Raw genomic sequence first — 24060 nt, 5'->3', positions numbered from 1 at the left:
TTACCCTCCGGCCCCTGGCACGTGATTACTTGATCGAACCGCCAGCGGCGACGATCTTCTGCTCGGCCGATCCCGAGACCTTGTCGACGGAGACCGTCAGCGCGACCGAGATGTCGCCGGTGCCGAGCACCTTGACCTTCTCGTTCTTGCGGACGGCGCCCTTGGCGACCAGATCCGTGATGGTGACGTCGCCACCATTGGGGTACAGCTCCGCGAGCTTGTCGAGGTTGACCACCTGGTACTCGACGCGGAACGGGTTCTTGAACCCGCGCAGCTTCGGCGTACGCATGTGGAGGGGCATCTGCCCGCCCTCGAAGCCCACCTTGACCTGGTAACGAGCCTTCGTACCCTTGGTACCGCGGCCCGACGTCTTACCCTTGGAACCCTCACCGCGACCGACACGGGTCTTCGCGACGTTGGCGCCGGGGACCGGACGCAGGTGGTGGACCTTCAGCACGCCGGGGCGCGCTGCATCCTTCTTCGGGGCAGCCTTGTCGGCAGCGGGCTTGGCCGCAGCCTTACGGGTTGCCGGCTTCTTGGCCTTGGGCTCGACGGTCTCGACCGTCTCGTCCTTGTTCTCAGCCATCAGTCGATCTCCTCAACCTTCACGAGGTGCGCGACGGTCTTGATGTAACCGCGCGTCTGCGCGTCATCGGGACGAACGACGGAGTCGTTGATCCGCTTCAGACCGAGCGAACGCAGCGTGTCACGCTGGTTCTGCTTTTCGCTCACCTTGGACTTGACCTGGGTCACCTTCAGACGAGCAGCCATCATGCACCCACCTTTGCAGCCTTGACGGCGTCAGCCTCGGCACGGACCAGACGCGCAGGCGCGACCTGGTCGAAGTCGAGACCACGACGAGCGGCGACGGCGCGCGGCTCTTCGAGCTGCTTCAGCGCTGCGACGGTCGCGTGCACGATGTTGATCGTGTTCGACGAACCCAGCGACTTCGACAGCACGTCGTGGATGCCGGCGCACTCGAGGACGGCGCGAACCGGACCACCGGCGATAACACCGGTACCGGCAGCAGCCGGACGGAGCAGCACGACACCGGCAGCAGCCTCACCCTGGACGGGGTGGGGGATGCTGGAGCCGACGCGCGGCACCCGGAAGAAGTTGCGCTTGGCCTCTTCGACACCCTTGGAGATGGCGAGGGGGACTTCGCGCGCCTTGCCGTAGCCGACGCCGACGAGACCGTTGCCATCGCCCACGACGACGAGCGCGGTGAAGCTGAAGCGACGACCACCCTTGACGACCTTGGACACACGGTTGATCGTGACGACGCGCTCGAGGAACTGGTTGTCGCCCCGGTCGCGCGAGTTGCGGTCGCGGGTCTGGCTGCGCTCGCGGCCACCGCGGCGCGGCTCGCGCTCACGCTCGGCGGGAGCCTCGGCCGTAGCCGCAGCCGCAGCGGGCTGCTCGGTCGCGGTCACTTCGTTCTCCTTGTTCTCGGTCACAGGTTCAGACCTCCTTCGCGAGCGCCATCGGCGATCGCAGCGACGCGGCCCGCGTAGCGGTTGCCGCCGCGGTCGAACACGACCGTCTCGATGCCGGCAGCCTTGGCACGCTCAGCAACGAGTTCGCCGACCTTGCGGGCCTTGGCGGTCTTGTCACCGTCGAACGTGCGCAGACCCGACTCGAGGGTCGAGGCGGAGGCCAGCGTGGTGCCCTTGCTGTCGTCGACGAGCTGAACGAAGACGTGGCGGGCGGAACGGGTCACGACGAGGCGCGGACGCACCTCGGTGCCCACGATCTTCTTGCGAAGACGGAGGTGGCGACGCGAACGTGCGTCGGACTTCGACTTAAGAGCCATGGTTACTTACCACTCTTTCCGGCCTTGCGGCGAACGACCTCGCCCGCGTACCGCACACCCTTGCCCTTGTAGGGCTCCGGCTTACGGATCTTGCGGATGTTGGCGGCGGCCTCGCCGACGGCCTGCTTGTCGATGCCGGCCACGGTCACCTTGTTGTTGCCCTCGACGGTGAGCGTGATGCCCGCCGGAGCCTCAACCAGAACAGGGTGCGAGAAGCCGAGTGCGAACTCGACCGACGACCCCTTCTGAGCGACGCGGTAACCGGTACCGACGACCTCGAGGCCCTTGGTGTAGCCCTGGGTCACGCCGATGATGTTGTTGTTGATGAGGGTGCGGGTGAGCCCGTGGAGCGAGCGGGATTCGCGCTCGTCGTCGGGGCGGGAGACCAGAACCTGGTTCTCTTCGACCTTGACCTCGATGGGCTGCGCCACGGTGAGCGAGAGCTCGCCCTTGGGGCCCTTGACTGCGACGTCCTGGCCGGAGACCGAAACGGTCACGCCGGCGGGGATGTCGATGGGAAGTCGTCCAATACGCGACATGTCAGATCACCACACGTAGGCGAGGACTTCCCCGCCGACGCCCTTCTGCTCAGCCTGGCGGTCCGTGAGGAGGCCAGAGGAGGTGGACAGGATCGCGACACCGAGGCCACCGAGGACCTTGGGAAGCTCGTTCGACTTTGCGTACACGCGAAGGCCGGGCTTCGAGACGCGCTTGATGCCGACGATCGACCGCTCGCGGTTCGGGCCGTACTTCAGGGTCAGTGTGAGGGTCTGGCCGACACGAGCGTCGGAAACCTCCCAGCCGGAGATGAAGCCCTCCTGCTGGAGGATCTCGGCGATGTGCGTCTTGAGCTTCGAGCTCGGCAGCGCGACGGAGTCGTGGTGCGCGGAGTTCGCGTTGCGCAGACGGGTCAGCATGTCTGCGACCGGGTCTGTCATCGTCATAAGTGTGTTCCTTTAGTCACGAGGTTTCGACTGCCGTTACACGACAGGCGACCTTCTATGAATGATCAATATTCAGTTGTGCAGTCGTTCGGCCCCGGAGCACGCCCCGAGGCCGAACGATCGATCTTATCGGATCACGCCTGAGCGTCAGCCGACTTGAACGGGAAGCCCAGGTGCTTGAGAAGCGCCCGACCCTCGTCATCCGTCTTCGCCGTCGTGACGATCGTGATGTCGAAACCGCGAACGCGGTCGATCTTGTCCTGGTTGATCTCGTGGAACACGGACTGCTCCTGGAGACCGAAGGTGTAGTTGCCGTTGCCGTCGAACTGCTTGGCCGACAGACCGCGGAAGTCGCGGATGCGGGGCAGGGCGAGGTTGACGAGGCGGTCGACGAACTCCCACGCGCGGTCACCGCGGAGGGTGACGTGGGCACCGATGGGCTGACCCTCGCGCAGCTTGAACTGCGCGATGGACTTGCGGGCCTTGGTGACGACCGGCTTCTGACCGGTGATCTTGGTGAGGTCGTCGACCGCACCATCGATCACCTTGCTGTCGCGCGCAGCCTCACCGACACCGGTGTTGACGACGACCTTGACGAGACCGGGGATCTGCATGACGTTCGCGTAACCGAACTCTTCCTGCAGGGCCTTCTTGATCTCGGCCTGGTACTTCTGCTTCAGGCGGGGCTGGATCTTGCCAGCCTCCGCGGCAGTTGCGTTGCTCATGTTCAGAGGTCCTTGCCGCTCTTCTTGGCGTAACGGACGCGAACGGTGCGCTTGACGCCGTCCTTGGTCCGCTCCTCGACGCGGTGGCCGACACGGGTCGGCTTCTTGGTCGACGGGTCGACCAGCGCCACGTTGGAGATATGGATCGGGGCTTCCATCGTCTCGATGCCGCCCGTCTTGGTGCCGCGCTGCGACTGGCCCACGCGGCTGTGCTTGGTGACGTAGTTCACGCCCTGCACAACGACGCGGTTCTGCTCGACGAGGACCTCGAGGACCTCGCCCTGCTTGCCACGGTCGCCGCCCTTGTCCTGCTTGCGGCCGCTGATGACCTGAACCAGGTCACCCTTCTTGATGTGCGCCATGATCAGATGACCTCCGGTGCCAGCGAGACGATCTTCATGAACTTCTTGTCGCGAAGCTCACGACCGACCGGTCCGAAGATGCGGGTGCCGCGGGGCTCCCCGTCGTTCTTCAGGATGACGGCGGCGTTCTCGTCGAACTTGATGTACGAACCGTCGGGACGACGGGTCGACTTGACGGTACGGACGATGACCGCCTTGACGACGTCGCCCTTCTTGACGTTGCCGCCGGGGATCGCGTCCTTGACGGTCGCCACGATGACATCGCCCACGCCCGCGTAACGGCGGCTGGAGCCACCGAGGACGCGGATCGTGAGGAGTTCCTTGGCGCCGGTGTTGTCGGCGACCTTGAGGCGAGACTCGTTCTGGATCATTTCTTACTTCGCCTTCTCGAGAATCTCGACCAGGCGCCAGCGCTTCGTGGCGCTGAGCGGACGGGTCTCGTTGATGAGGACGAGGTCGCCGATGCCGGCGGCGTTCGACTCATCGTGAGCCTTCACCTTCGACGTGCGGCGGATGACCTTGCCGTAGAGGGGGTGCTTGATGCGGTCCTCAACCTCGACGACGATCGTCTTGTCCATCTTGTCGCTGACGACGTAGCCGCGGCGCGACTTGCGGTAACCGCGGGCGTTGACGTCGCGGACGTCGTGCTCGGACGACTCGTGGCCCTGAGCCTCGACCTTGGGGGCCTCAGCGGCAGGTGCTGCCTTCTTGGCAGGAGCCTTCTTGGTGGTCTCAGCCATCACTCGGCCTCTTCCTTCACGGCCTCAGCGGACTCGTCCGCCTTCTTGGCCTTGGTCTTCTTCGCCTTCGTGGCCGCCTCTACCGGAGCGGGCGTGGCACGGATGCCGAGCTCCCGCTCACGGATGACGGTGTAGAGCCGCGCGATGTCGCGCTTGACCGCACGGATGCGGCCGTGGCTCTCGAGCTGGCCCGTAGCCGACTGGAAGCGCAGGTTGAACAGCTCTTCCTTGGCCTTGCGCAGCTCCTCCACGAGGCGCTGGTCTTCGAATGTGTCCAGCTCGCTCGGGGCGAGCGTCTTGGTGCCGACAGCCATTACGCGTCGCCCTCCTCGCGCTTGATGATGCGTGCCTTGAGCGGCAGCTTGTGAATGGCACGGGTCAGGGCCTCACGAGCAAGTTCCTCGTTGACGCCCGCGACCTCGAAGAGGACGCGACCCGGCTTGACGTTGGCGACCCACCACTCCGGCGAACCCTTACCGGAACCCATGCGGGTTTCGGCCGGCTTCTTGGTGAGCGGGCGGTCGGGGTAGATGTTGATCCACACCTTTCCACCACGCTTGATGTGACGCGTCATGGCGATACGAGCGGACTCGATCTGACGGTTCGTCACGTACGCGGAGGTGAGCGCCTGAATGCCGTACTCGCCGAAGCTGACGGTGGTGCCGCCGGTGGCGGCGCCGTCACGCTTCGGGTGGTGCTGCTTGCGGTACTTGACCTTGCGGGGAATAAGCATCAGGCTGACGCTCCTTCTGCGACGGGGGCCTCGTTGCGGGGGCCACGGCGACGGTCGCCGCCACGGTCATCACGACGGGACTTCGGTGCGTTGGCCTGCTCGCGAGCGAGCTCCTTGTTGGTGAGGTCGCCCTTGTAGATCCAGACCTTCACACCGATGCGGCCGAAGGTGGTCTTGGCCTCGTAGAAGCCGTAGTCGATGTTCGCGCGGAGCGTGTGCAGGGGCACACGGCCTTCGCGGTAGAACTCCGAACGGCTCATCTCGGCGCCGCCGAGACGGCCGGAGACCTGGATGCGGACACCCTTGGCACCGGCGCGCTGAGCACCCTGCAGACCCTTACGCATCGCGCGGCGGAAAGCCACACGAGCGGAGAGCTGCTCGGCGATGCCCTGAGCGACCAGCTGAGCGTCGGCCTCGGGGTTCTTGACCTCGAGGATGTTCAGCTGGATCTGCTTGCTCGTGAGCTTCTCGAGGTCGGCGCGGATGCGCTCGGCCTCGGCGCCACGGCGGCCGATCACGATGCCCGGACGGGCGGTGTGGATGTCGACGCGAACGCGGTCCCGCGTGCGCTCGATCTCGATGTTGCTCACGCCGGCACGGTCGAGCGACGTCGTCAGGAGGCGACGGATCTTGACGTCCTCCGCCACGTAGTCGGCGTAACGCTGACCGGGCTTGGTGGAGTCCGAGAACCAACGCGAGACGTGGTCGGTGGTGATGCCGAGGCGGAAGCCGTACGGGTTGACCTTCTGTCCCATTACTTGCTCGCCTTCTTGGTGTCAGCCGCCGCAGTGTCCGCGACCTCGGGGGTCGAGAGCACCACGGTGATGTGGCTGGTGCGCTTCTTGATCTGGAACGCGCGGCCCTGTGCACGGGGCTGGAAACGCTTCAGCGTCGTGCCCTCGTCCACGTAGGCGTTCTTCACGTACAGATCCTGGTCATCCAGGAACTCGTTGTCCTTGTCGGCCTTCACACGAGCATTCGCGACCGCAGCGGCCACGAGCTTGTAGATGGGCTCGCTGGCACCCTGGGGAGCGAACTTCAGGATGGCGAGAGCCTCCTGAGCCTGCTTGCCCTTGATGAGCGCGACGACACGACGAGCCTTCTGAGGGGTCACGCGGATGTGCTTCACGCGTGCGATGGATTCCACCACTTTTTCTCCTCCTCTTCCTCTCTCTGAGAGCGCCACCGCGTTAGCGGCGACGGCCCTTCTTGTCGTCCTTCTCGTGGCCGCGGAAGGTGCGGGTGGGCGCGAACTCGCCCAGCTTGTGGCCGACCATGGTCTCGGACACGAACACAGGGATGTGCTTGCGTCCGTCGTGAACCGCGATCGTGTGACCCAGCATGGCCGGGATGATCATCGATCGACGTGACCAGGTCTTGATGACGTTCTTGGTACCGGCTTCGTTCTGCGAGACGACCTTGCGAAGCAGGTGCTCGTCGACGAAGGGGCCCTTCTTAAGGCTGCGAGGCATCTTCCTCTACTCCTACTTCCGCTTCTTGCCGGCGTTGCGACGGCGAACGATCAACTTGTCGCTTTCCTTGTTGGGGTGCCGGGTACGACCCTCGGCCTGGCCCCAAGGAGTAACGGGGTGACGTCCACCGGAGGTCTTACCCTCACCACCACCGTGGGGGTGGTCCACCGGGTTCATGGCGACACCACGCACGGTCGGGCGGATGCCCTTCCAGCGGTTACGGCCGGCCTTACCCCAGTTGATGTTGGACTGCTCGGCGTTGCCGACCTCGCCGATGGTCGCGCGGCAGCGCGCATCGACGTTGCGGATCTCACCCGAGGGCAGACGAAGCTGCGCGTAGGGGCCGTCCTTCGCCACGAGGCGAACGGACGCACCAGCGGACCGCGCCATCTTCGCGCCGCCGCCGGGGCGGAGCTCGATCGCGTGGATCACGGTACCGGTGGGGATGTTGCGCAGCGGCAGGTTGTTGCCGGGCTTGATGTCGGCGCCAGCACCCGACTCGACGATGTCACCCTGCGACAGCTTGTTCGGGGCGAGGATGTAACGCTTCTCACCGTCGAAGTAGTGCAGCAGCGCGATACGCGCGGTGCGGTTGGGGTCGTACTCGATGTGAGCGACCTTGGCGTTGATGCCGTCCTTGTCGTTACGACGGAAGTCGATGACGCGGTACTGGCGCTTGTGGCCACCACCGATGTGACGGGTCGTGATGCGGCCCTGGTTGTTGCGACCACCGGTCTTCGCCAGCGGGCGAAGGAGCGACTTCTCGGGCGTCGATCGCGTGATCTCAGCGAAGTCGGCAACCGACGAACCGCGACGACCGGGTGTCGTGGGCTTGTACTTGCGAATAGCCATGTCTCTAGTCCTCTATCCCAGCTGTCAGCCGACGGCCGTGAAGATGTCGATGGTGCCCGACTTCAGGCTCACGATGGCGCGCTTGGTGTCCTTGCGCTTACCGGTGCCGAAGCGGGTGCGGCGGGCCTTGCCCGGGCGGTTGAGCGTGTTCACCGACGCGACCTTGACGCCGAAGATCTTCTCGATGGCGAGCTTGATCTCGGTCTTGGTGGCGCGGGGGTCCACGAGGAACGTGTACTTGCCCTCGTCGATGAGCCCGTAGCTCTTCTCGGAGACGACCGGCTTCAGGATGATGTCGCGCGGGTCCTTGTGAACGGCGGTCATGCCGAGACCTCCTCGGTGGCGCCGGCCTTCGCAGCGACGAACGCGTCGTAGGCGGCCTTGGTGAAGACGATGTCGTCGGAGACGAGCACGTCGTAGGCGTTGAGCTGGTCGAACGTCAGCACGTGAACGTACGCGAGGTTGCGAACGCTCTTGACGGTCAGCTCGTCATCACGGGTGATGACGACCATGACGTTCTTGGTAGGCGCAAGCTGGCCGAGGACCGCGACAGCGGCCTTCGTCGAGGGAGCGCCTTCGATGCCGAACGAGTCGACAACGTGCAGGCGTCCACCGCGAGCGCGGTCACTGAGCGCACCCAGCAGGGCGGCGGCGACCATCTTCTTGGGGGTGCGCTGCGAGTAGTTGCGCGGCTTGGGACCGTGGACGATGCCACCACCGGTCATGTGCGGCGCGCGGATCGAGCCCTGACGGGCGTTACCGGTGCCCTTCTGCTTGAAGGGCTTGCGGCCGGCGCCGGAGACCTCACCGCGACGCTTGGTCGAGTGGGTTCCCTGGCGAGCCGCCGCGAGCTGCGCGACGACGACCTGGTGGATGAGGGGGATGTTCGTCTTGACGTCGAACAGCGCGGCGGGCAGCTCCACGGAGCCGGCCTTGTTGCCGTCTGCCTTCACGACGTCGAGCGCGAGAGTCGAGTCAGCCATGATCAGGCACCCTTCACTGCGTTGCGGACGTAGACGATGCGGCCACGAGCACCGGGGACGGCGCCCTTGACGAGCAGCAGACCCTTCTCGGCGTCGACGGCGTGCACCGTGAGGTTGAGGACGGTCACGCGCTCGCCACCCATACGGCCGGCCATGCGCATGCCCTTGAAGACGCGGCTCGGGGTCGACGATGCGCCGATCGAGCCGGGCTTGCGGTGGTTGCGGTGCGCACCGTGCGAAGCGGAGACGCCCTTGAAGTTGTGACGCTTCATGACACCGGCGAAGCCCTTGCCCTTGCTGGTGCCGACGACGTCGACCAGCTGGCCGGCCTCGAAGGTGGCGTCGACGGTGAGCTCCTGACCGAGTGAGTAGTCAGCGGCGTCAGCCGTGCGCACCTCGGTGAGGTGGCGGCGAGGGGTCACACCAGCGGCGTCGAAGTGAGCCGTCTGGGGCTTGTTGACCTTGCGCGGGTCGATCTGGCCGTAAGCGATCTGAACGGCGTTGTAGCCGTCGCGCTCGGGCGTGCGCACCTGGGTCACCACGTTGGGGGCGACTTCGATGACGGTGACGGGAACGACCTTGCCGTTCTCGTCCCAGACCTGGGTCATGCCGAGCTTGGTGCCCAGCAGGCCCTTGGAAACCTTGGAGTTGATGTCAGTCATGATGATCGACCTCAGAGCTTGATCTCGATGTTGACGTCGGCCGGGAGGTCGAGACGCATCAGCGAGTCGACAGCCTTGGGCGTCGGGTCGATGATGTCGATGAGGCGCTTGTGGGTGCGCATCTCGAAGTGCTCGCGGCTGTCCTTGTACTTGTGCGGCGAACGGATCACAGCGATCACGTTCTTCTCAGTCGGAAGGGGCACGGGGCCCACGACCGTCGCGCCCGCACGGGTCACGGTGTCAACGATTTTGCGTGCCGACGAGTCGATGACCTCGTGGTCATACGACTTCAGGCGAATGCGGATCTTCTGTCCCGCCATTGTCTGCTCACTCTCTTTCTCGCGTCGTACCTCGGGGGCATTGGACGCACGGGGCGCTCTCGCGCCGGGCACTTCTCCCCGCCCTGAGGCGAGGTGATCGGCACCGCTGTTCTGATGTCATTCCGCAGGAGGACCTGCGGCATCCCGTCTCCCCCGAACGCACGCATGCGAATCCGTCTCCGGAGGGGGTGTGGGGATGTGGTGTTCTGCTACCCGCGGCCTAGGCTTTTCACCTATGCACTGCCCTGGTAGTGATCCCGCGCACAGCGCAAGAATGTGGAACCTGTACAGTCTACGTGCCGGTCGGGCGTGTCGCAAACCCGGGCGTGTCGCGCGCGACGGGAGGCTCACCGCCGAGCACGACTGAGGGGGTGGATGCCGCGGCATCCACCCCCTCAGTCGTCAGTCACTCGTTGCCGATGCGGCGATCGACGTTGTCCCGGACCTCGTCCACCTTCGCGTCGACGGAGTCGGGTGCGACCTTCTTCACGAACTCCGCGGCAGCGTCGAGGACCTTGTCGCTCACGTCCTCCGCCTTCTCGGACTTCAGGTTCTTCTCGATCTCGTCCTTGTGCTGCTCGAGGAACTGCTTCCCCTTGCCCACCACGTCGTCGATTCCCATGGACTCCCTCATCTCCGTCGATGCCCGCGCAGGTGTCGCGGCGCCGTCAGTCTAAGACGCTCCCCCGGGGCTGCGCACCCCTCGCCGGAACGACGAAGGGGCCGGGCCCGAAGGCCCGACCCCTGTCGGTGAGTCCGAAAGGACTTACTTGATGATCTTGGTCACCGTGCCGGCGCCGACGGTGCGGCCACCCTCACGGATCGCGAAGCCGAGGCCATCTTCCATGGCGATGGGCTGAATGAGCTCCACCGTCATGTCCGTGGTGTCACCAGGCATGACCATCTCAGTGCCCTCGGGCAGCGAGATGACGCCGGTGACGTCCGTGGTGCGGAAGTAGAACTGCGGGCGGTAGTTCGTGTAGAAGGGGTTGTGACGGCCACCCTCCTCCTTCGAGAGGATGTACGCAGTGCCCTCGAAGTTGGTGTGCGGCGTAACCGAACCCGGCTTCACGACGACCTGGCCACGCTCGACGTCGTCACGCTTCAGACCGCGAAGCAGCAGACCACAGTTCTCGCCTGCCCATGCCTCGTCGAGCTGCTTGTGGAACATCTCGATACCCGTGACCGTGGTCTTCTGGGTCGCGCGGATGCCGACGATCTCGACCTCGGAGTTGATGGCGAGGGTGCCACGCTCGGCGCGACCGGTGACGACCGTTCCACGACCGGTGATCGTGAAGACGTCCTCGATCGGCATGAGGAAGGGCTTGTCCTTGTCACGCACGGGGTCGGGGATGTTCTCGTCCGCGGCCTCCATGAGGTCGAGGATCGACTGCACCCACTTCTCGTCGCCCTCGAGAGCCTTGAGGCCCGAGACGCGGACGACAGGAGCGTCCTCAGCGAAGCCCTGCGATGCGAGGAGCTCGGAGACCTCGAGCTCGACGAGCTCCAGGATCTCCTCGTCGTCGACCATGTCGGCCTTGTTGAGCGCGACCATCAGGTACGGAACGCCGACCTGCTTGGCGAGCAGGACGTGCTCACGCGTCTGAGCCATCGGGCCGTCGGTGGCGGCGACCACGAGGATCGCGCCGTCCATCTGGGCAGCACCGGTGATCATGTTCTTGATGTAGTCGGCGTGACCCGGCGCGTCGACGTGCGCGTAGTGACGCTTCGGGGTCTCGTACTCGACGTGCGAGATGTTGATCGTGATGCCGCGCTGACGCTCCTCGGGAGCCGAGTCGATCGACGCGAAGTCACGCTGAACGTTGGTCGCGGACGGGAACTTGTCGGCGAGCACCTTGGAGATCGCCGCGGTGAGCGTCGTCTTGCCGTGGTCGACGTGACCGATCGTTCCGATGTTGACGTGCGGCTTGGTCCGCTCGAACTTGGCCTTAGCCACTAGGTCCTCCTCAGGACGTCATGTAGATCTTCCGGGCACTGGATTGCGACCGGTCGCCTACGGGGATGTTGTCAGTGTAGTTGACGTGACGATATTCAGTTTGAGCGGATGCCGAGGGCCGGGGCCCCCGGCATCCGAAGAACGAGTGTTACTCGCCCTTGGTCTTCTGGACGATCTCGTCGGCCACCGCGCGGGGGACCTCGGAGTAGCTGTCGAACTCCATCGAGTAGACCGCGCGACCCGAGGTCTTCGAGCGCAGGTCACCGATGTAGCCGAACATCTCCGACAGCGGGACGAGAGCGCGGACGATCTTGATGCCCGCGCCGTCCTCCATCGACTGGATCTGGCCCCGACGCGAGTTCAGGTCGCCGATGACGTCGCCCATGTACTCCTCGGGAACGCGCACCTCGACGGCCATGAGCGGCTCGAGGATGACGGGGTTCGCCTTGCGGAGAGCCTCCTTGAAGCCCATCGAGCCGGCGATCTTGAACGCCATCTCAGAGGAGTCGACATCGTGCGACGCACCATCGAGCAGGATCGCCTTGACACCCACGATGGGGTAGCCGGCCAGGACACCGACGTTCATGGCGTCCTGGAAGCCCTGGTTGGTCGGCTCGATGTACTCACGCGGGATGCGGCCACCGGTGACCTTGTTCTCGAACTCGTACGTGTTGTCCGAGGCGAGGTCGAGGGGCTCGAGCGCGAACTGGATCTTCGCGAACTGACCCGAACCACCGGTCTGCTTCTTGTGCGTGTAGTCGTGACGGTCGACGGTCTTCTTGATCGTCTCGCGGTACGCGACCTGGGGCTTGCCGACGTTCGCCTCGACGTTGAACTCGCGCTTCATGCGGTCGACGAGGATGTCGAGGTGCAGCTCGCCCATGCCCTTGATGACCGTCTGACCGGTGTCGACGTTCAGCTCGGTGCGGAAGGTCGGGTCCTCTTCGGCGAGCTTCTGGATCGCGACGCCGAGCTTCTCCTGGTCGGCCTTGGTCTTCGGCTCGATGGCGACCTCGATGACGGGCTCGGGGAAGGTCATCGACTCGAGGACGACCGGAGCCGTGGGGTCGGTCAGGGTGTCACCGGTCGTGGTGTCCTTCAGGCCGATGACGGCGTAGATGTTGCCGGCGGAGACCGCGGGAACGGGAATCTCCTTGTTGGCGTGCATCTGGAAGATCTTCCCGATGCGCTCCTTCTTGCCCTTGGTCGAGTTGATGACCTGCGCGCCGGAGTCGAGGCGACCCGAGTAGACGCGGATGTAGGTGAGGCGACCGAAGAACGGGTGCACCGCGACCTTGAACGCGAGGGCCGAGAAGGGGTCGTTCGCGTCGGGGTGACGCTCGATGACCGTGTCGTAGTCCTTCGGGTCGTGCGCCTCGATGGCGCCGACGTCGAGGGGGTTCGGCAGGTAGTCGATGACAGCATCGAGCATGGGCTGCACGCCGCGGTTCTTGAAGGCGGAGCCGCACAGGACCGGGTAGATCTCGGATGCCACGGTGAGCTTGCGGATCGCGCCCTTGATCTCGGCGACCGTGAGCTCCTCGCCACCGAAGAACTTCTCGAGCAGTGCGTCGTCGGTCTCAGCGACCGTCTCGAGCAGGAGCTGACGGTATTCAGCCGCCTTCTCGGCGAGGTCCGCCGGGATCTCCTGGATCTCGTACTTGGCACCCATGGTGACATCACCCTTGGAGTCACCGGGCCAGACCAGCGCGCGCATCTCGACGAGGTCGATGACCCCGAGGAAGCCGTTCTCCGCGCCGATCGGCAGCTGGATCACGAGCGGCTTGGCACCGAGGCGCTTCACGATCGTGTCGACGGTGAAGTAGAAGTCGGCGCCGAGCTTGTCCATCTTGTTGACGAAGCAGATGCGCGGGACGTTGTACTTGTCGGCCTGACGCCACACGGTCTCGGACTGGGGCTCGACGCCCTCCTTGCCGTCGAAGACGGCGACGGCGCCGTCGAGGACGCGGAGCGAGCGCTCCACCTCGACGGTGAAGTCGACGTGACCGGGGGTGTCGATGATGTTGATCTGGTTCTTGTTCCAGTAGCAGGTCACGGCGGCAGACGTGATCGTGATGCCGCGCTCCTTCTCCTGCTCCATCCAGTCGGTGGTCGAGGCACCGTCGTGCGTCTCACCGATCTTGTGGTTGACACCCGTGTAGAACAGGATGCGCTCTGTCGTCGTCGTCTTGCCGGCATCGATGTGCGCCATGATGCCGATGTTGCGGACCTTGTTGAGGTCGGTGAGCACTTCTTGTGCCACGGGGTGTCCTTACGTGTAGTGACGGATGTCGCGGGGCGGCCGGCCGGGGGTTGCCCGGCCGGCCACCAAGGTGCTGATTACCAGCGGTAGTGCGCGAACGCGCGGTTCGACTCGGCCATCTTGTGGGTGTCTTCACGGCGCTTCACCGCGGCACCGAGGCCGTTCGAGGCATCCAGGATCTCGTTCTGGAGGCGCTCGGTCATGGTCTTCTCACGGCGACCCTTCGCGTACGAGACCAGCCAGCGCAGCGCGAGCGTGTTCGCACGGTGCGGCTTGACCTCGACGGGAACCTGGTAGGTCGAGCCACCGACACGGCGGCTCTTGACCTCGAGGGTGGGGCGGACGTTGTCGAGCGCCTTCTTCAGCGTTGCGACGGCGTCCTGGCCGTTCTTCGCCTCGACACCCTTGAGGGCGTTGTAGACGATGGCCTCAGCGATGGACTTCTTGCCATCGACGAGGATCTTGTTCACCAGCTGGGTGACGATCGGAGCACCGTAGACCGGGTCGTTGACGACGACGCGGCGGGGTGCGGGTCCCTTACGAGGCATCTAGCTCAACCCTTCTTGGCGCCGTAGCGGCTGCGAGCCTGCTTACGGTTCTTGACAGCCTGGGTGTCCAGGGCGCCGCGGACGATCTTGTAACGCACACCGGGGAGGTCCTTGACACGACCACCACGGACCAGCACGAGCGAGTGCTCCTGCAGGTTGTGGCCCTCACCGGGGATGTAGGCGGTGACCTCGGTGCCGTTGCGGAGCTTCACACGGGCGACCTTGCGCATCGCCGAGTTGGGCTTCTTGGGCGTGGTGGTGTACACGCGGGTGCAGACACCCGCCTGCTGCGGGTTCGCCTTCAGGGCGGGCGCCTTGGTCTTGGTGACCTTCGGCGAGCGACCCTTGCGAACCAACTGCTGAATGGTTGGCACGTTCTCTCCTTGTCGATCTGCGCGCGGCTCTCGCCTTGCACAGGTGCTGCACGGTGACAGCGTTCGTGGTTTCACCACAAATCCATCTGCTTGCCGCGATCGCGGCGAACGGGGTGATGGATATGCCGTGGGGGTGGCCTGTTCGCAGACCCTGTCCCTGGATGCGTTCGCCTCGCCCGCTCCGCACCGAGGCACGTCGCATGGCGCGCGTGTGCGCACACCCGCTCAATGATACGCGGGTTCGCCAACCCTGGTCAAACGAGGCCAGGGTTCACCGGCAGTGCTCAGGTGACGGTGGCCACCGGTCAGGAACCGGCATCCGCCCGCTGCAACCGGATCGGCGCATCGCCCAGCAGGAACCGGTCCGTGACCTCCGCCTCGACACCCGCCTCGACCTCGATGTCCGTGCCCAGCAGACTCGGCAGGAGGATGCCGTTGGTCGAGCCGAGGTCCGTGATGGTCCAGACCTCGCCCCGACGCTCCAGACGCGCGTGCGTCTTCGAGACGGTGCGGGTCGCGTCGGCGACCGCGACGAGCTGTGCGAGCGGATGGGCGGGGTCGCCGACGGGATTGCGCCCGAGGATCACGACGTCGGCCGACAGCGCGACCAGCGAGCCGCCGGGGAGGACGAGCTCCCATCGGGCGCTGCCGCGCCTGACGACGACCGTGCGCTCGAGGTCGTCGTTCCACGACGGCGTGTCGACCTGTTCGCGGTCGCGCTCCTGCGCGGACACCGACGACGTCGCCGACACGGGGGCGCCCGCGGCGGGCGAACCCGCGACTGCAGACACCTCCCCCGTCAGTTCGGGGAAGACGTCGCGTTCGTCTCGTTCCGCCGCGGTCGCCGCGGGACGCAACCTCGCGATCGGCGCCTCCTCGAGCCCGGGAACCGAGGAGATGATGCCCTGAGCGGATGCCGGCGCCGGCGAGCTCGCGTCCTCGCCCCGACGCGCCGAGCTCGGCGGGAAGGGGGAACGCACCATCGGCGTCGGGGACGTGGGGTCGAGCGCGACCGGCTCGACGATCGGCTCTGCCGACGAGGAGGCGGCGGCTGCGCTCGGAGCGGCGGCGGGCTGCGGCGTCCAGGGCTGCGGGGCGACGGATGCCGGGGGCGGCGGCACGACGGAGACACCCGCTCGCGGGGTGGCCGGAGCGGGCTCGGCGGTTGCGGGGAACGGAGGTGGGGGAAGAGGGGCGCCGAAATCCGTGGCGAGCGAGCCGAAGGGCGGATAGGGCGGCGAGGCCGGAGGCGATGCCGGCGACGGGCGAACGTGCTCGGGTCGGGCACCGCGCCACTCCGCGGGGCCGAAGCCGACGATCGTGACCCACACGGGGAAGAGGAGTGCACCGACAACCGTCATGCCGGTGCTGTAGCCGAACCCGGGGTTCAGACGGTGGACGGTGAGGATGAGCAGTACCCAGACGGCGATGGTGCCCGGGCCCGGCACCAGCAGCAGGAGCGCCAACCACGGGGAGAATCCGCCCCAACGGAGGAGAACGGCGACATTCAGCCCCGGCACCCACGCCTGCCACGGCTCTTCGCCCATCTTCCGGAACGCGCCCGCGAGGGCGAGCGCCACCCACACGTAGACCGCGACGCCGAGGATGACGGAGAGCAACCCCAGGACGACACCCGCACCGCTGTCGACACCCGTGTTCATTCCCCCACCCTAAATGAGCAGGACCGATCAGACTCCGGGCAGCCCTTCGCCGGTGTCGAACGGCGCATCGAGGGACCGGGTCAGCTCTTCCAGCATCGCGGCGATCTGCGGCTCGACGTACTGAGCGACGGCGGTCTGGATGCGCAACCGGTGCCGCAACAGGATCGTGCAGGTCTCGCGGCCCACCATGCTCGCGTACTCGTCGGCGAGGCGGACCTCCTGCCGAAGGGCGGCTTTCGCGTCTTCGGTCAGCGGGGGAAGAGCCGGGACGGCGGCATCCGCTTCGTCGGCCAACCCCGCGATCGTGAAGAGGAAGGGGGCGCCGGGGACGGGATCGGGGTCCATCGGCAGACCCTCGAACTCGGGTTCGAGTCCCTCGGCTGGGCGGTAGGTTCGGGAGCGATTCCTGTCGGCTTGATGGTCGAGCTCGGCCTGCAGCATCGGCAGGTTGCGCGCCGTGTACTGCGCGACGGAGGTGTCGACGATCGTCTTGATGCGGGTCGACAGACCGTGCTGCACGCCGTGCGGGACATCAGAGCCGAGACCGGCCGCAGACAGTATCGGCGACCCGAGGCACCGACGACACGGAGCGACGCGGCCTCGGTGAGTGGCGGGCTCCCACCGCGGCAACCAGCGCAGCCAGGCTTCCACAGCCTGGCTGACCTGCGTCTCGAGCGATCGCTCCACGAGTCCATTGTCGCGGAGATGCGGGCCGATCGGGGGTATTTCAGGGCGACGGGATGCCGCGGCCGATCACTCGTCCTCTTCCTCGTGTTCCCACGGCCACTCGGGGCGACGAGCGCGCGTCCGCCGGAGCGCGATTCCCGCCCACGCCGCCACTGCCGAGGTGACAGCGAGAACGAGCGCGTACCAGGAGAGGCTGAACTCGCCCGCCGCGCTCACCGAGAGGGCGACGTCGGCGCCGGGGACCAGGCCTCCGAACACGATGCCCGCGAGATACGCGGCGACCGTGGCGATCATGACCCACCCGGCGGAGGGGAAGCGTGCCCGGCGCACCGCTCCGTACTCGGTGCCGGCGAAGGCGACCGCAGAGAGAAGCATCGCGACGATGCCCGCTCCCTGGCCGAGCCCGGGGGCGGCGATGACGTCGGTGTCGGTGAGCAGACTCGTGAAGCCGAACCCGCAGATCGCGAGCGCCGCGAAGCCGATCGTCGCGAAGAACGCGGCAATCGGCGGCGCGACACCAGCGGGCTGCGTCATCAGCCGCGGGTGCCCATCAGTACTGGTGGAGCTGAGGACCGGCCTCGAGCGTGCGCTCGTACTCGCGCTGCGCTTCGTCGTTGAGCTCGGTCACGCGGCGACCGCGAGCAGCGACCCAGGCGCCGAACCAGATCGTGATCTCGCGGCCCAGAACGAAAGCGATGACGGCCAGCGGCGCGAGCAGCTGATCGCCGACGATCTCGCCGGCGCGCGACGGGGCGATCGACCAAAACGGCGCCTCGAACAACTGACCGAGGATGTGGCCGCCGTACGCGATCGCGCCGACGATGAGTCCGAAGACGACCCAGCGACCCCATCGGCCGCGGTTGATGAAGGCGCCGAGCAGCCAGAAGCCGAGGAAGAAGACGGCGACGGGGACCCAGAAGCCCCACGTGGTGACGACCTCTACCGTGCGGTTGCCGAGTGCATCGAGCGCCAGGTCGTCGTTCAGGATGCTCAGGCCGAGCGTCGCGGCGAGGTAGAGGATCGCGAACAGCAGAGCCGCGAGAAGGCCGATCGCGCCGGCTGCGCCGCGATTACCCCGCGGGCGGGGTGCTTCGGGAGCCTGGACGAAGATGGGCTGCTGCGAGTAGACGGCCGTCGGCGCTGCTGTGGCGGTGGCGGCGGGCTCGGTGGAGGTGACCGTCGTCGGCGTCTCGTCGACGTGCGAGTAGACGGCCGTTGCCGGAGCGGCCTGCGACGCCGGTTCGGAGACGACGGACTCGTTGGCGCGCGTCGGCGCGTCGGCGGCGACGGCTTCGGGCTCTTCAGCGGCCGGGCGGTACAGGGGTTCGCTCGTGACGGCGCTCGACGCGACGGGGGCGTCGGGTTCGCTGTACTTGCTGTAGTCGACGGAGAGGTCCGACCCGCGGTCGCTCACATCGAAGGCGGCATCGCCGCGGCGACGGTCATCGGCGGCGCGGGAGGCCGCCTCTGCGTCGGCGAGGCTGTCGTTGGCGCTGCCCACGACATCGTCGACACCGCGCGACGCCTCGGGCGAGATCGGCTCGTTGATCGGCTCACCGTACGCGGGCTCGCTCTTCTGGTCGTCTCGCTCGCCGTACTTGGGGTCGCTCATTGCCGTGTCACTCCTCACGCGGGGGCGTGCGCCACCGCTGAAGCGAGCGTATCCCCGCGTTCCGCAGCCACCCGGGAGGCGCCCCGTCGTGTCTCGAGGCGGAGTGGCACGCGATGCGTATCGTTGACGTCATGACGAGGCGGCGCGCAGTGATCGGACGAGCGATCGGCGCTCTCCTCGCGAGTGCCGCACTAACGCTGGGGGCGTCAGCGTGCGCCCCGGAGCCGGATTCGCTTCCCGGGCCGACGGATGCGGCATCCGCCACACCGACGCCCACGGTCACGCCCGTCGCGATCGCCGACTTTCCGTTCGGACCCTCGACGTCGACCACCCCGCTTCCGTCGGACTGCAAGAGCATCCTCTCCGACGGCATCCTCGCGACGCTTCAGGGCATCCCTCTGAACGCGACGGGGATGGGCGGCGGCATCCGCCCGGACAGCAGCCGCGTCTGCGTGTGGGCAGACCCCGGCGCCAGCCGGACGAGCCTCGTCACGGTCGTCGGGTACTCCCCCGAGCGTTCAGCCCGCGACGCCCTCTACCTCCTGGGCGTCGACGACGGCTACCTCTGCTACGAACCCGACCGTGGTCTCCGCTGCGAGAAGACCTGGACGGACGACCTCGGCCTCCCGCAGGGACGCACCGTCTTCTGGCGCGATGGCGTCGCGATCGACACGCAGTACTCGAACCTCGCACCCCAGGGCTATACGGCCGCGATCGTGGCGAAGATCTGGCGCTGACGCGTCAGCCTTCGACCGGCCAGACCGCCTCCGCCACCCGGGCGGCGTACTGCTCGGGATGCCACGCCTGCTGCGACGTCGACAGCCAACGACCGCCGCCCGCCTCGATGGTTTCGACCAGCTTCCCGTCCGCCCGTGTGCACCGGACGCGACCGTCCGCCTCGCCGCACTCGAATCCCTTGCCGGGCAACGCGGCCGCTGCGATGGCACCGGCATCCGTCGGGACCGTCGCGACCGTGGTCGAGATCCGGCCTTTGTCGGACGTCCAGAGGCACGTGAGAGCCACGGAGGGCTCGAGGGCGGCCACAACAGCGGTGGCGCTCGAGACGGGCGGGTCGGTGGACGCGGCGACCTTCGCCCCGTCAGTCACCCGGAGGGCGGCCCAGGATGCCTCGTTGTAAAGGTCCCGGCACGTGGGAGGCGCTGCGGTCGCGTCGGGGCTCGCTTGTGGCGCAGGCGACGGCGCATCGGGGTCGATGGCGCGCTGCGCGGTTCCGCCCGTCTGGGTGAGCCACTGCGTCGCCGCCGGGAACATCGGTGCGGCGAGCACCAGCAACGTCACGACGATCGCGGCGCTCACGATGCCCACGAACCATGCGAAACCCGCGTTCCGCCCACCCACCCGTGCCATGTGTCCCACGGTAGTGCTCGCGCCCGTCGGATCATCCTCGGCAACGCCGAAGGCCCCCGGGATATCCCAGGGGCCTTCGGTTCAGACGTTCACACCTCGATCAGTTGTAGCTGCCCGGGGTGAAGTCATCGGTCGAGAAGCTGTCGAAGTCGACGTAGCTCAGGTCGGCGTCGCTGTACGCGCCGTCCGAAGCGAAGATGCGGTTGGGGTACCGCTCGCTCTTCGCCTCCTCCGTCGCCTCGACCACGACGTTGCGGTACTTCGCAAGGCCGGTGCCGGCGGGGATGAGCTTTCCGATGATGACGTTCTCCTTGAGGCCGACGAGCGGGTCGCTCTTGCCCTCCATGGCCGCCTGCGTCAGGACGCGGGTGGTCTCCTGGAACGATGCGGCCGACAGCCACGACTCGGTCGCAAGCGACGCCTTCGTGATACCCATCAGCTCGGGACGGCCCGACGCGGGACGCTTGCCCGCCGCGACCGCCTCGCGGTTCATCTGCTGGTAGCGCTTGAAGTCCACCAGCTCACCGGGCAGAAGGTTCGTCTCGCCGTGGTCGACAACCGTGACCTTCCGCAGCATCTGGCGCACGATGACCTCGATGTGCTTGTCGTGAATCGGCACACCCTGCGACCGGTACACGCCCTGCACACCGCCGACGAGGTACTTCTGGACCTCACGGGCGCCCATGACACGCATGACCTCCTTGGGGTCCAGCGTGCCGACCTGCAGCGGCTGACCGACCTCGACGCGCTGGCCGTCCTCGACGAGGAGGGTGGCACGCTTCAGGACCGGGTAGACGTGCGGCTCGTCGCCGTTGTCGGGGGTCAGGATGAGCTTCTTGGCCTTGTCGGTCTCATCGATCTTGATGACACCGTCGGCCTCAGCGATCGGGGACGCACCCTTGGGGGTACGGGCCTCGAACAGCTCCTGCACACGGGGAAGACCCTGCGTGATGTCGTCTGCCGACGCCGAACCACCGGTGTGGAACGTACGCATCGTCAGCTGGGTACCGGGCTCACCGATCGACTGGGCCGCGATGATGCCGACGGCCTCGCCGATGTCGACGAGCTTGCCGCTGGCCAGCGAACGGCCGTAGCACTTCGCGCAGACACCGACGGCGGAGTCACAGGTGAGGACCGAGCGCACCTTGATGCTCTCGATGCCACCGGCGACCAGCTTGTCGATGAGGACGTCACCCACGTCGTCGCCGGCCTCGGCCAGGACGGTGCCCTGCGCGTCGACGACAGCCGAAGCGAGGGTACGGGCGAACACCGAGTTCTCGACGTTGGCGTCGCGGACGAGTTCACCGTCGGCGCCGGGAGCGGCGATCGTGAACTCGAGGCCCTTGGCCGTGCCGCAGTCCTCTTCACGGATGATGACATCCTGCGACACGTCCACGAGACGACGCGTGAGGTAACCCGAGTCGGCCGTACGGAGGGCCGTGTCGGCCAGACCCTTACGGGCACCGTGCGTCGCGATGAAGTACTCCGCCACCGACAGACCCTCGCGGTACGAGGAGATGATCGGACGGGGGATGATCTCACCCTTGGGGTTGTTCACCAGGCCTCGCATACCCGCGATGTTGCGGATCTGCAGCCAGTTACCACGGGCGCCGGAGCTCACCATGCGGTTGATGGTGTTGTCCTCGGGGAAGTTGTCCCGCATCGCCTTCTGGACCTCGTCGGTCGCCTCGGTCCAGATCTTGATGAGCTCCTGACGACGCTCGGCGTCGGTCGTGAGGCCCTTCTCGAACTGTCCCTGGACCTTCGCTGCCTGCTTCTCGTAGGCGGCGACGATCTCCTTCTTGTTCGGCGGCGTGAGGACGTCGCTGAGGGCGACGGTCACACCCGAACGAGTGGCCCAGTAGAAGCCGGCGTCCTTGATCCGGTCGAGGGATGCCGCGACCTCGGTCTTCGGGTACTCCTCGGCCAGCTTGTTGACGATCTGCGACAGCTTGCCCTTGTCTGCCTGCTCGCGAACGAACGGGTAGCCCTTGGGGAGCGTGTCGTTGAAGATCGCCTGGCCGAGCGAGGCATCCACGAGACCGTGACGCTCGTAACCCTCGGGAGCCTCCCCCTCGAGGAAGGTCAGGCCGGGAACGCGGATGCGGACCTTGGCCTGCAGGTCGAGGGTGCCCTCGTCCTTGGCCAGGATCGCCTCACCGACGGAACCGAACACGCGACCCTCACCGGCAGCGCCCGCCTTGAGCGTCGTCAGGTGGTGCAGACCGATGATCATGTCCTGCGAAGGCAGGGTCACCGGGCGGCCGTCCGACGGCTTCAGGATGTTGTTCGACGCGAGCATCAGCACGCGGGCCTCGGCCTGAGCCTCGACCGACAGCGGCAGGTGGACGGCCATCTGGTCACCGTCGAAGTCCGCGTTGAACGCGGCGCAGACGAGCGGGTGGAGCTGGATGGCCTTGCCCTCGACGAGCTGCGGCTCGAACGCCTGGATGCCGAGACGGTGCAGGGTGGGTGCACGGTTCAGCAGCACGGGACGCTCGCGGATGATCTCCTCGAGCACGTCCCAGACCTCGGGACGGGTGCGCTCGACGGCGCGCTTGGCCGCCTTGATGTTCTGCGAGTGACCGAGGTCGATCAGGCGCTTGATCACGAACGGCTTGAAGAGCTCCAGCGCCATCTGCTTGGGCAGACCGCACTGGTGCAGCTTCAGCTGCGGGCCGACGATGATGACCGAACGGCCGGAGTAGTCGACGCGCTTGCCGAGCAGGTTCTGGCGGAAACGACCCTGCTTACCCTTCAGCATGTCGCTGAGGGACTTCAGGGCACGGTTGCCGGTACCGGTGACGGGGCGACCGCGGCGGCCGTTGTCGAACAGTGCGTCGACGGCCTCCTGCAGCATCCGCTTCTCGTTGTTGACGATGATCTCGGGAGCACCGAGATCGATCAGACGACGGAGACGGTTGTTGCGGTTGATGACACGGCGGTACAGGTCGTTCAGGTCGGACGTGGCGAAACGGCCACCGTCGAGCTGGACCATCGGACGGAGCTCCGGCGGGATGACCGGGACGACGTCCAGGACCATCGACGCGGGGCTCATGCCCGTCGACAGGAACGAGTTGACGACCTTCAGACGCTTGATCGCGCGGATCTTGCGCTGACCCTTGCCCTCTGAGATCTGCAGGTGCAGCGACTCGGCCTCGGCGGCCAGGTCGAACGCCAGCAGGCGACGCTTGATCGACTCGGCGCCCATGTAGGCCTCGAAGTACTGACCGAAGCGGTCCTGGAGCTCCTGGAAGATGTCGTCTTCCTGCTTCAGCTGACCGACCTCGAGCCCGCGGAACTCGTCCCACATCCGCTCGAGCTTGGCGACCTGCTCGTCGCCGCGCTTGCGGATGGTGGTCATCTCCTTCTCGGCGGCGTCCTTGGCCTTCTTCTTCTGGTCGGCCTTGGCACCTTCCGCCTCGAGAGCGGCGAGCTCGTCTTCCAGCTTCTGGAGACGGTCGGCAACGCGCGCATCGCGACGGTCCGCGATGTTCTTGATCTCGAGGCGAAGGTTCGCCTCATGGGTCGGGAGGTCGCGGTGACGCGCATCCTCGTCGACCGAGATCACCATGTAGGCGGCGAAGTAGATGACCTTCTCGAGGTCCTTCGGCGCCATGTCCAGCAGGTACCCGAGGCGCGAGGGCACGCCCTTGAAGTACCAGATGTGGGTGACGGGTGCGGCGAGCTCGATGTGGCCCATGCGCTCACGACGGACGGAGGACTTGGTGACCTCCACGCCGCAGCGCTCGCAGACGATGCCCTTGAAGCGGACGCGCTTGTACTTACCGCAGGCGCACTCCCAGTCGCGGGAAGGTCCGAAGATCTGCTCTCCGAAGAGACCGTCCTTCTCCGGCTTCAGCGTGCGGTAGTTGATGGTTTCGGGCTTCTTGACCTCGCCGAACGACCAACGACGGATGTCGTCGGCGGTGGCGAGACCGATGCGAAGCTGATCAAAGGTCTGTGACTCGAGCACTGATTCTC

The 24060-nt window shown here is 66.4% G+C and carries 32 protein-coding genes; 1 reads left to right on the top strand and 31 read right to left on the bottom strand.

What is annotated here, in order from left to right; all coding sequences use genetic code 11:
* Positions 1-25: 25 nt before the first annotated feature.
* From rplO to MO1_RS09860, 29 genes are all read right to left on the bottom strand, one after another.
* Entirely contained in the window at positions 26-586 is a 561-nt protein-coding gene (gene rplO / locus MO1_RS10000) for a 50S ribosomal protein L15 (RefSeq protein ID WP_036309873.1), read from the bottom strand.
* Positions 586-771: a 50S ribosomal protein L30 gene (rpmD, locus tag MO1_RS09995; RefSeq protein WP_020098644.1), complete on the bottom strand. Its 186-nt coding sequence runs from the start codon at positions 769-771 to the stop codon at positions 586-588. The genes rplO and rpmD overlap by 1 nt, the downstream gene beginning before the upstream one ends.
* Complete coding sequence (gene rpsE / locus MO1_RS09990) at positions 771-1457, bottom strand: 30S ribosomal protein S5 (RefSeq protein WP_036309872.1); 687 nt, start codon at positions 1455-1457, stop codon at positions 771-773. The genes rpmD and rpsE overlap by 1 nt, the downstream gene beginning before the upstream one ends.
* Positions 1454-1813: a 50S ribosomal protein L18 gene (rplR, locus tag MO1_RS09985; protein WP_036309871.1), complete on the bottom strand. Its 360-nt coding sequence runs from the start codon at positions 1811-1813 to the stop codon at positions 1454-1456. Before rplR ends, rpsE begins: the two co-directional genes overlap by 4 nt.
* Before the next feature lie 2 nt (positions 1814-1815).
* The gene (rplF, locus tag MO1_RS09980) at positions 1816-2352 is read right to left on the bottom strand and encodes a 50S ribosomal protein L6 (RefSeq protein WP_036309870.1); all 537 of its coding nucleotides are present in this window, start codon (positions 2350-2352) and stop codon (positions 1816-1818) included.
* A 6-nt stretch (positions 2353-2358) separates the two neighbouring features.
* Positions 2359-2757 (bottom strand): 30S ribosomal protein S8, encoded by a 399-nt coding sequence (gene rpsH, locus MO1_RS09975; protein WP_036309869.1) that lies wholly within the window; start codon positions 2755-2757, stop codon positions 2359-2361.
* 134 nt (positions 2758-2891) lie between these two features.
* Positions 2892-3482: a 50S ribosomal protein L5 gene (gene rplE / locus MO1_RS09970; protein WP_036309868.1), complete on the bottom strand. Its 591-nt coding sequence runs from the start codon at positions 3480-3482 to the stop codon at positions 2892-2894.
* Between the two features lie 2 nt (positions 3483-3484).
* Entirely contained in the window at positions 3485-3844 is a 360-nt protein-coding gene (rplX, locus tag MO1_RS09965) for a 50S ribosomal protein L24 (protein WP_018187341.1), read from the bottom strand.
* A gap of 2 nt (positions 3845-3846) precedes the next feature.
* On the bottom strand, positions 3847-4215 hold the full coding sequence (rplN, locus tag MO1_RS09960; RefSeq protein ID WP_036309867.1) for a 50S ribosomal protein L14: 369 nt from the start codon (positions 4213-4215) through the stop codon (positions 3847-3849).
* A 3-nt stretch (positions 4216-4218) separates the two neighbouring features.
* Complete coding sequence (gene rpsQ, locus MO1_RS09955; RefSeq protein WP_036309866.1) at positions 4219-4584, bottom strand: 30S ribosomal protein S17; 366 nt, start codon at positions 4582-4584, stop codon at positions 4219-4221.
* Positions 4584-4898: a 50S ribosomal protein L29 gene (gene rpmC / locus MO1_RS09950; protein ID WP_036309865.1), complete on the bottom strand. Its 315-nt coding sequence runs from the start codon at positions 4896-4898 to the stop codon at positions 4584-4586. Before rpmC ends, rpsQ begins: the two co-directional genes overlap by 1 nt.
* The gene (gene rplP, locus MO1_RS09945) at positions 4898-5317 is read right to left on the bottom strand and encodes a 50S ribosomal protein L16 (RefSeq protein WP_036309864.1); all 420 of its coding nucleotides are present in this window, start codon (positions 5315-5317) and stop codon (positions 4898-4900) included. Before rplP ends, rpmC begins: the two co-directional genes overlap by 1 nt.
* On the bottom strand, positions 5317-6072 hold the full coding sequence (gene rpsC / locus MO1_RS09940) for a 30S ribosomal protein S3 (RefSeq protein WP_036309863.1): 756 nt from the start codon (positions 6070-6072) through the stop codon (positions 5317-5319). Before rpsC ends, rplP begins: the two co-directional genes overlap by 1 nt.
* Positions 6072-6467, bottom strand: coding sequence for a 50S ribosomal protein L22 (rplV, locus tag MO1_RS09935; RefSeq protein WP_018187347.1), 396 nt, complete (start codon positions 6465-6467; stop codon positions 6072-6074). Before rplV ends, rpsC begins: the two co-directional genes overlap by 1 nt.
* A gap of 40 nt (positions 6468-6507) precedes the next feature.
* Entirely contained in the window at positions 6508-6789 is a 282-nt protein-coding gene (rpsS, locus tag MO1_RS09930; RefSeq protein WP_018187348.1) for a 30S ribosomal protein S19, read from the bottom strand.
* A gap of 12 nt (positions 6790-6801) precedes the next feature.
* Positions 6802-7641, bottom strand: coding sequence for a 50S ribosomal protein L2 (gene rplB, locus MO1_RS09925; protein ID WP_036309862.1), 840 nt, complete (start codon positions 7639-7641; stop codon positions 6802-6804).
* A 24-nt stretch (positions 7642-7665) separates the two neighbouring features.
* Positions 7666-7965, bottom strand: coding sequence for a 50S ribosomal protein L23 (rplW, locus tag MO1_RS09920; RefSeq protein ID WP_036309861.1), 300 nt, complete (start codon positions 7963-7965; stop codon positions 7666-7668).
* Positions 7962-8624: a 50S ribosomal protein L4 gene (rplD, locus tag MO1_RS09915; RefSeq protein WP_036309860.1), complete on the bottom strand. Its 663-nt coding sequence runs from the start codon at positions 8622-8624 to the stop codon at positions 7962-7964. Before rplD ends, rplW begins: the two co-directional genes overlap by 4 nt.
* 2 nt (positions 8625-8626) lie before the next feature.
* Complete coding sequence (gene rplC, locus MO1_RS09910; protein ID WP_036309812.1) at positions 8627-9286, bottom strand: 50S ribosomal protein L3; 660 nt, start codon at positions 9284-9286, stop codon at positions 8627-8629.
* An 11-nt stretch (positions 9287-9297) separates the two neighbouring features.
* Entirely contained in the window at positions 9298-9606 is a 309-nt protein-coding gene (rpsJ, locus tag MO1_RS09905) for a 30S ribosomal protein S10 (RefSeq protein ID WP_018171443.1), read from the bottom strand.
* 406 nt (positions 9607-10012) lie between these two features.
* On the bottom strand, positions 10013-10228 hold the full coding sequence (locus MO1_RS09900) for an Rv0909 family putative TA system antitoxin (RefSeq protein ID WP_036309810.1): 216 nt from the start codon (positions 10226-10228) through the stop codon (positions 10013-10015).
* Between the two features lie 144 nt (positions 10229-10372).
* Entirely contained in the window at positions 10373-11563 is a 1191-nt protein-coding gene (gene tuf, locus MO1_RS09895; protein WP_036309808.1) for an elongation factor Tu, read from the bottom strand.
* A gap of 148 nt (positions 11564-11711) precedes the next feature.
* Entirely contained in the window at positions 11712-13826 is a 2115-nt protein-coding gene (gene fusA, locus MO1_RS09890; RefSeq protein ID WP_036309806.1) for an elongation factor G, read from the bottom strand.
* Between the two features lie 77 nt (positions 13827-13903).
* Positions 13904-14374 (bottom strand): 30S ribosomal protein S7, encoded by a 471-nt coding sequence (rpsG, locus tag MO1_RS09885; protein WP_018187368.1) that lies wholly within the window; start codon positions 14372-14374, stop codon positions 13904-13906.
* A 5-nt stretch (positions 14375-14379) separates the two neighbouring features.
* Positions 14380-14748, bottom strand: coding sequence for a 30S ribosomal protein S12 (gene rpsL, locus MO1_RS09880; protein ID WP_018187369.1), 369 nt, complete (start codon positions 14746-14748; stop codon positions 14380-14382).
* Between the two features lie 305 nt (positions 14749-15053).
* The gene (locus tag MO1_RS09875) at positions 15054-16409 is read right to left on the bottom strand and encodes a DUF5684 domain-containing protein (protein ID WP_060915945.1); all 1356 of its coding nucleotides are present in this window, start codon (positions 16407-16409) and stop codon (positions 15054-15056) included.
* 27 nt (positions 16410-16436) lie between these two features.
* A complete protein-coding gene (locus tag MO1_RS09870) occupies positions 16437-17096 on the bottom strand; it encodes a hypothetical protein (RefSeq protein ID WP_036309803.1) in 660 nt (219 codons plus the stop codon).
* Between the two features lie 66 nt (positions 17097-17162).
* A complete protein-coding gene (locus MO1_RS09865; protein WP_060915944.1) occupies positions 17163-17630 on the bottom strand; it encodes a DUF6121 family protein in 468 nt (155 codons plus the stop codon).
* A 16-nt stretch (positions 17631-17646) separates the two neighbouring features.
* Positions 17647-18708 carry a hypothetical protein gene (locus MO1_RS09860; protein WP_052009390.1) on the bottom strand — a complete coding sequence of 354 codons (1062 nt, stop codon included), beginning with the start codon at positions 18706-18708 and terminating at the stop codon, positions 17647-17649.
* 131 nt (positions 18709-18839) lie between these two features.
* Between MO1_RS09860 and MO1_RS09855 the strand changes: the two genes are divergently transcribed.
* On the top strand, positions 18840-19445 hold the full coding sequence (locus tag MO1_RS09855) for a hypothetical protein (RefSeq protein ID WP_036309857.1): 606 nt from the start codon (positions 18840-18842) through the stop codon (positions 19443-19445).
* Positions 19446-19449: 4 nt separating this feature from the next.
* Here MO1_RS09855 and MO1_RS09850 read toward each other — a convergent pair whose 3' ends face one another.
* Positions 19450-20076, bottom strand: a complete 627-nt coding sequence (locus MO1_RS09850) for a hypothetical protein (protein WP_060915943.1) — start codon at positions 20074-20076, stop codon at positions 19450-19452.
* Between the two features lie 100 nt (positions 20077-20176).
* Positions 20177-24052: a DNA-directed RNA polymerase subunit beta' gene (rpoC, locus tag MO1_RS09845; protein ID WP_060915942.1), complete on the bottom strand. Its 3876-nt coding sequence runs from the start codon at positions 24050-24052 to the stop codon at positions 20177-20179.
* Positions 24053-24060: the final 8 nt, after the last annotated feature.

The organism is Microbacterium oleivorans NBRC 103075 (assembly GCF_001552475.1).
Taxonomy (GTDB): Bacteria; Actinomycetota; Actinomycetes; order Actinomycetales; family Microbacteriaceae; genus Microbacterium; species Microbacterium oleivorans.
The sequence above is the reverse complement of the archived record's forward strand: the minus strand, read 5'-3'. Positions and strand labels throughout refer to the sequence as shown.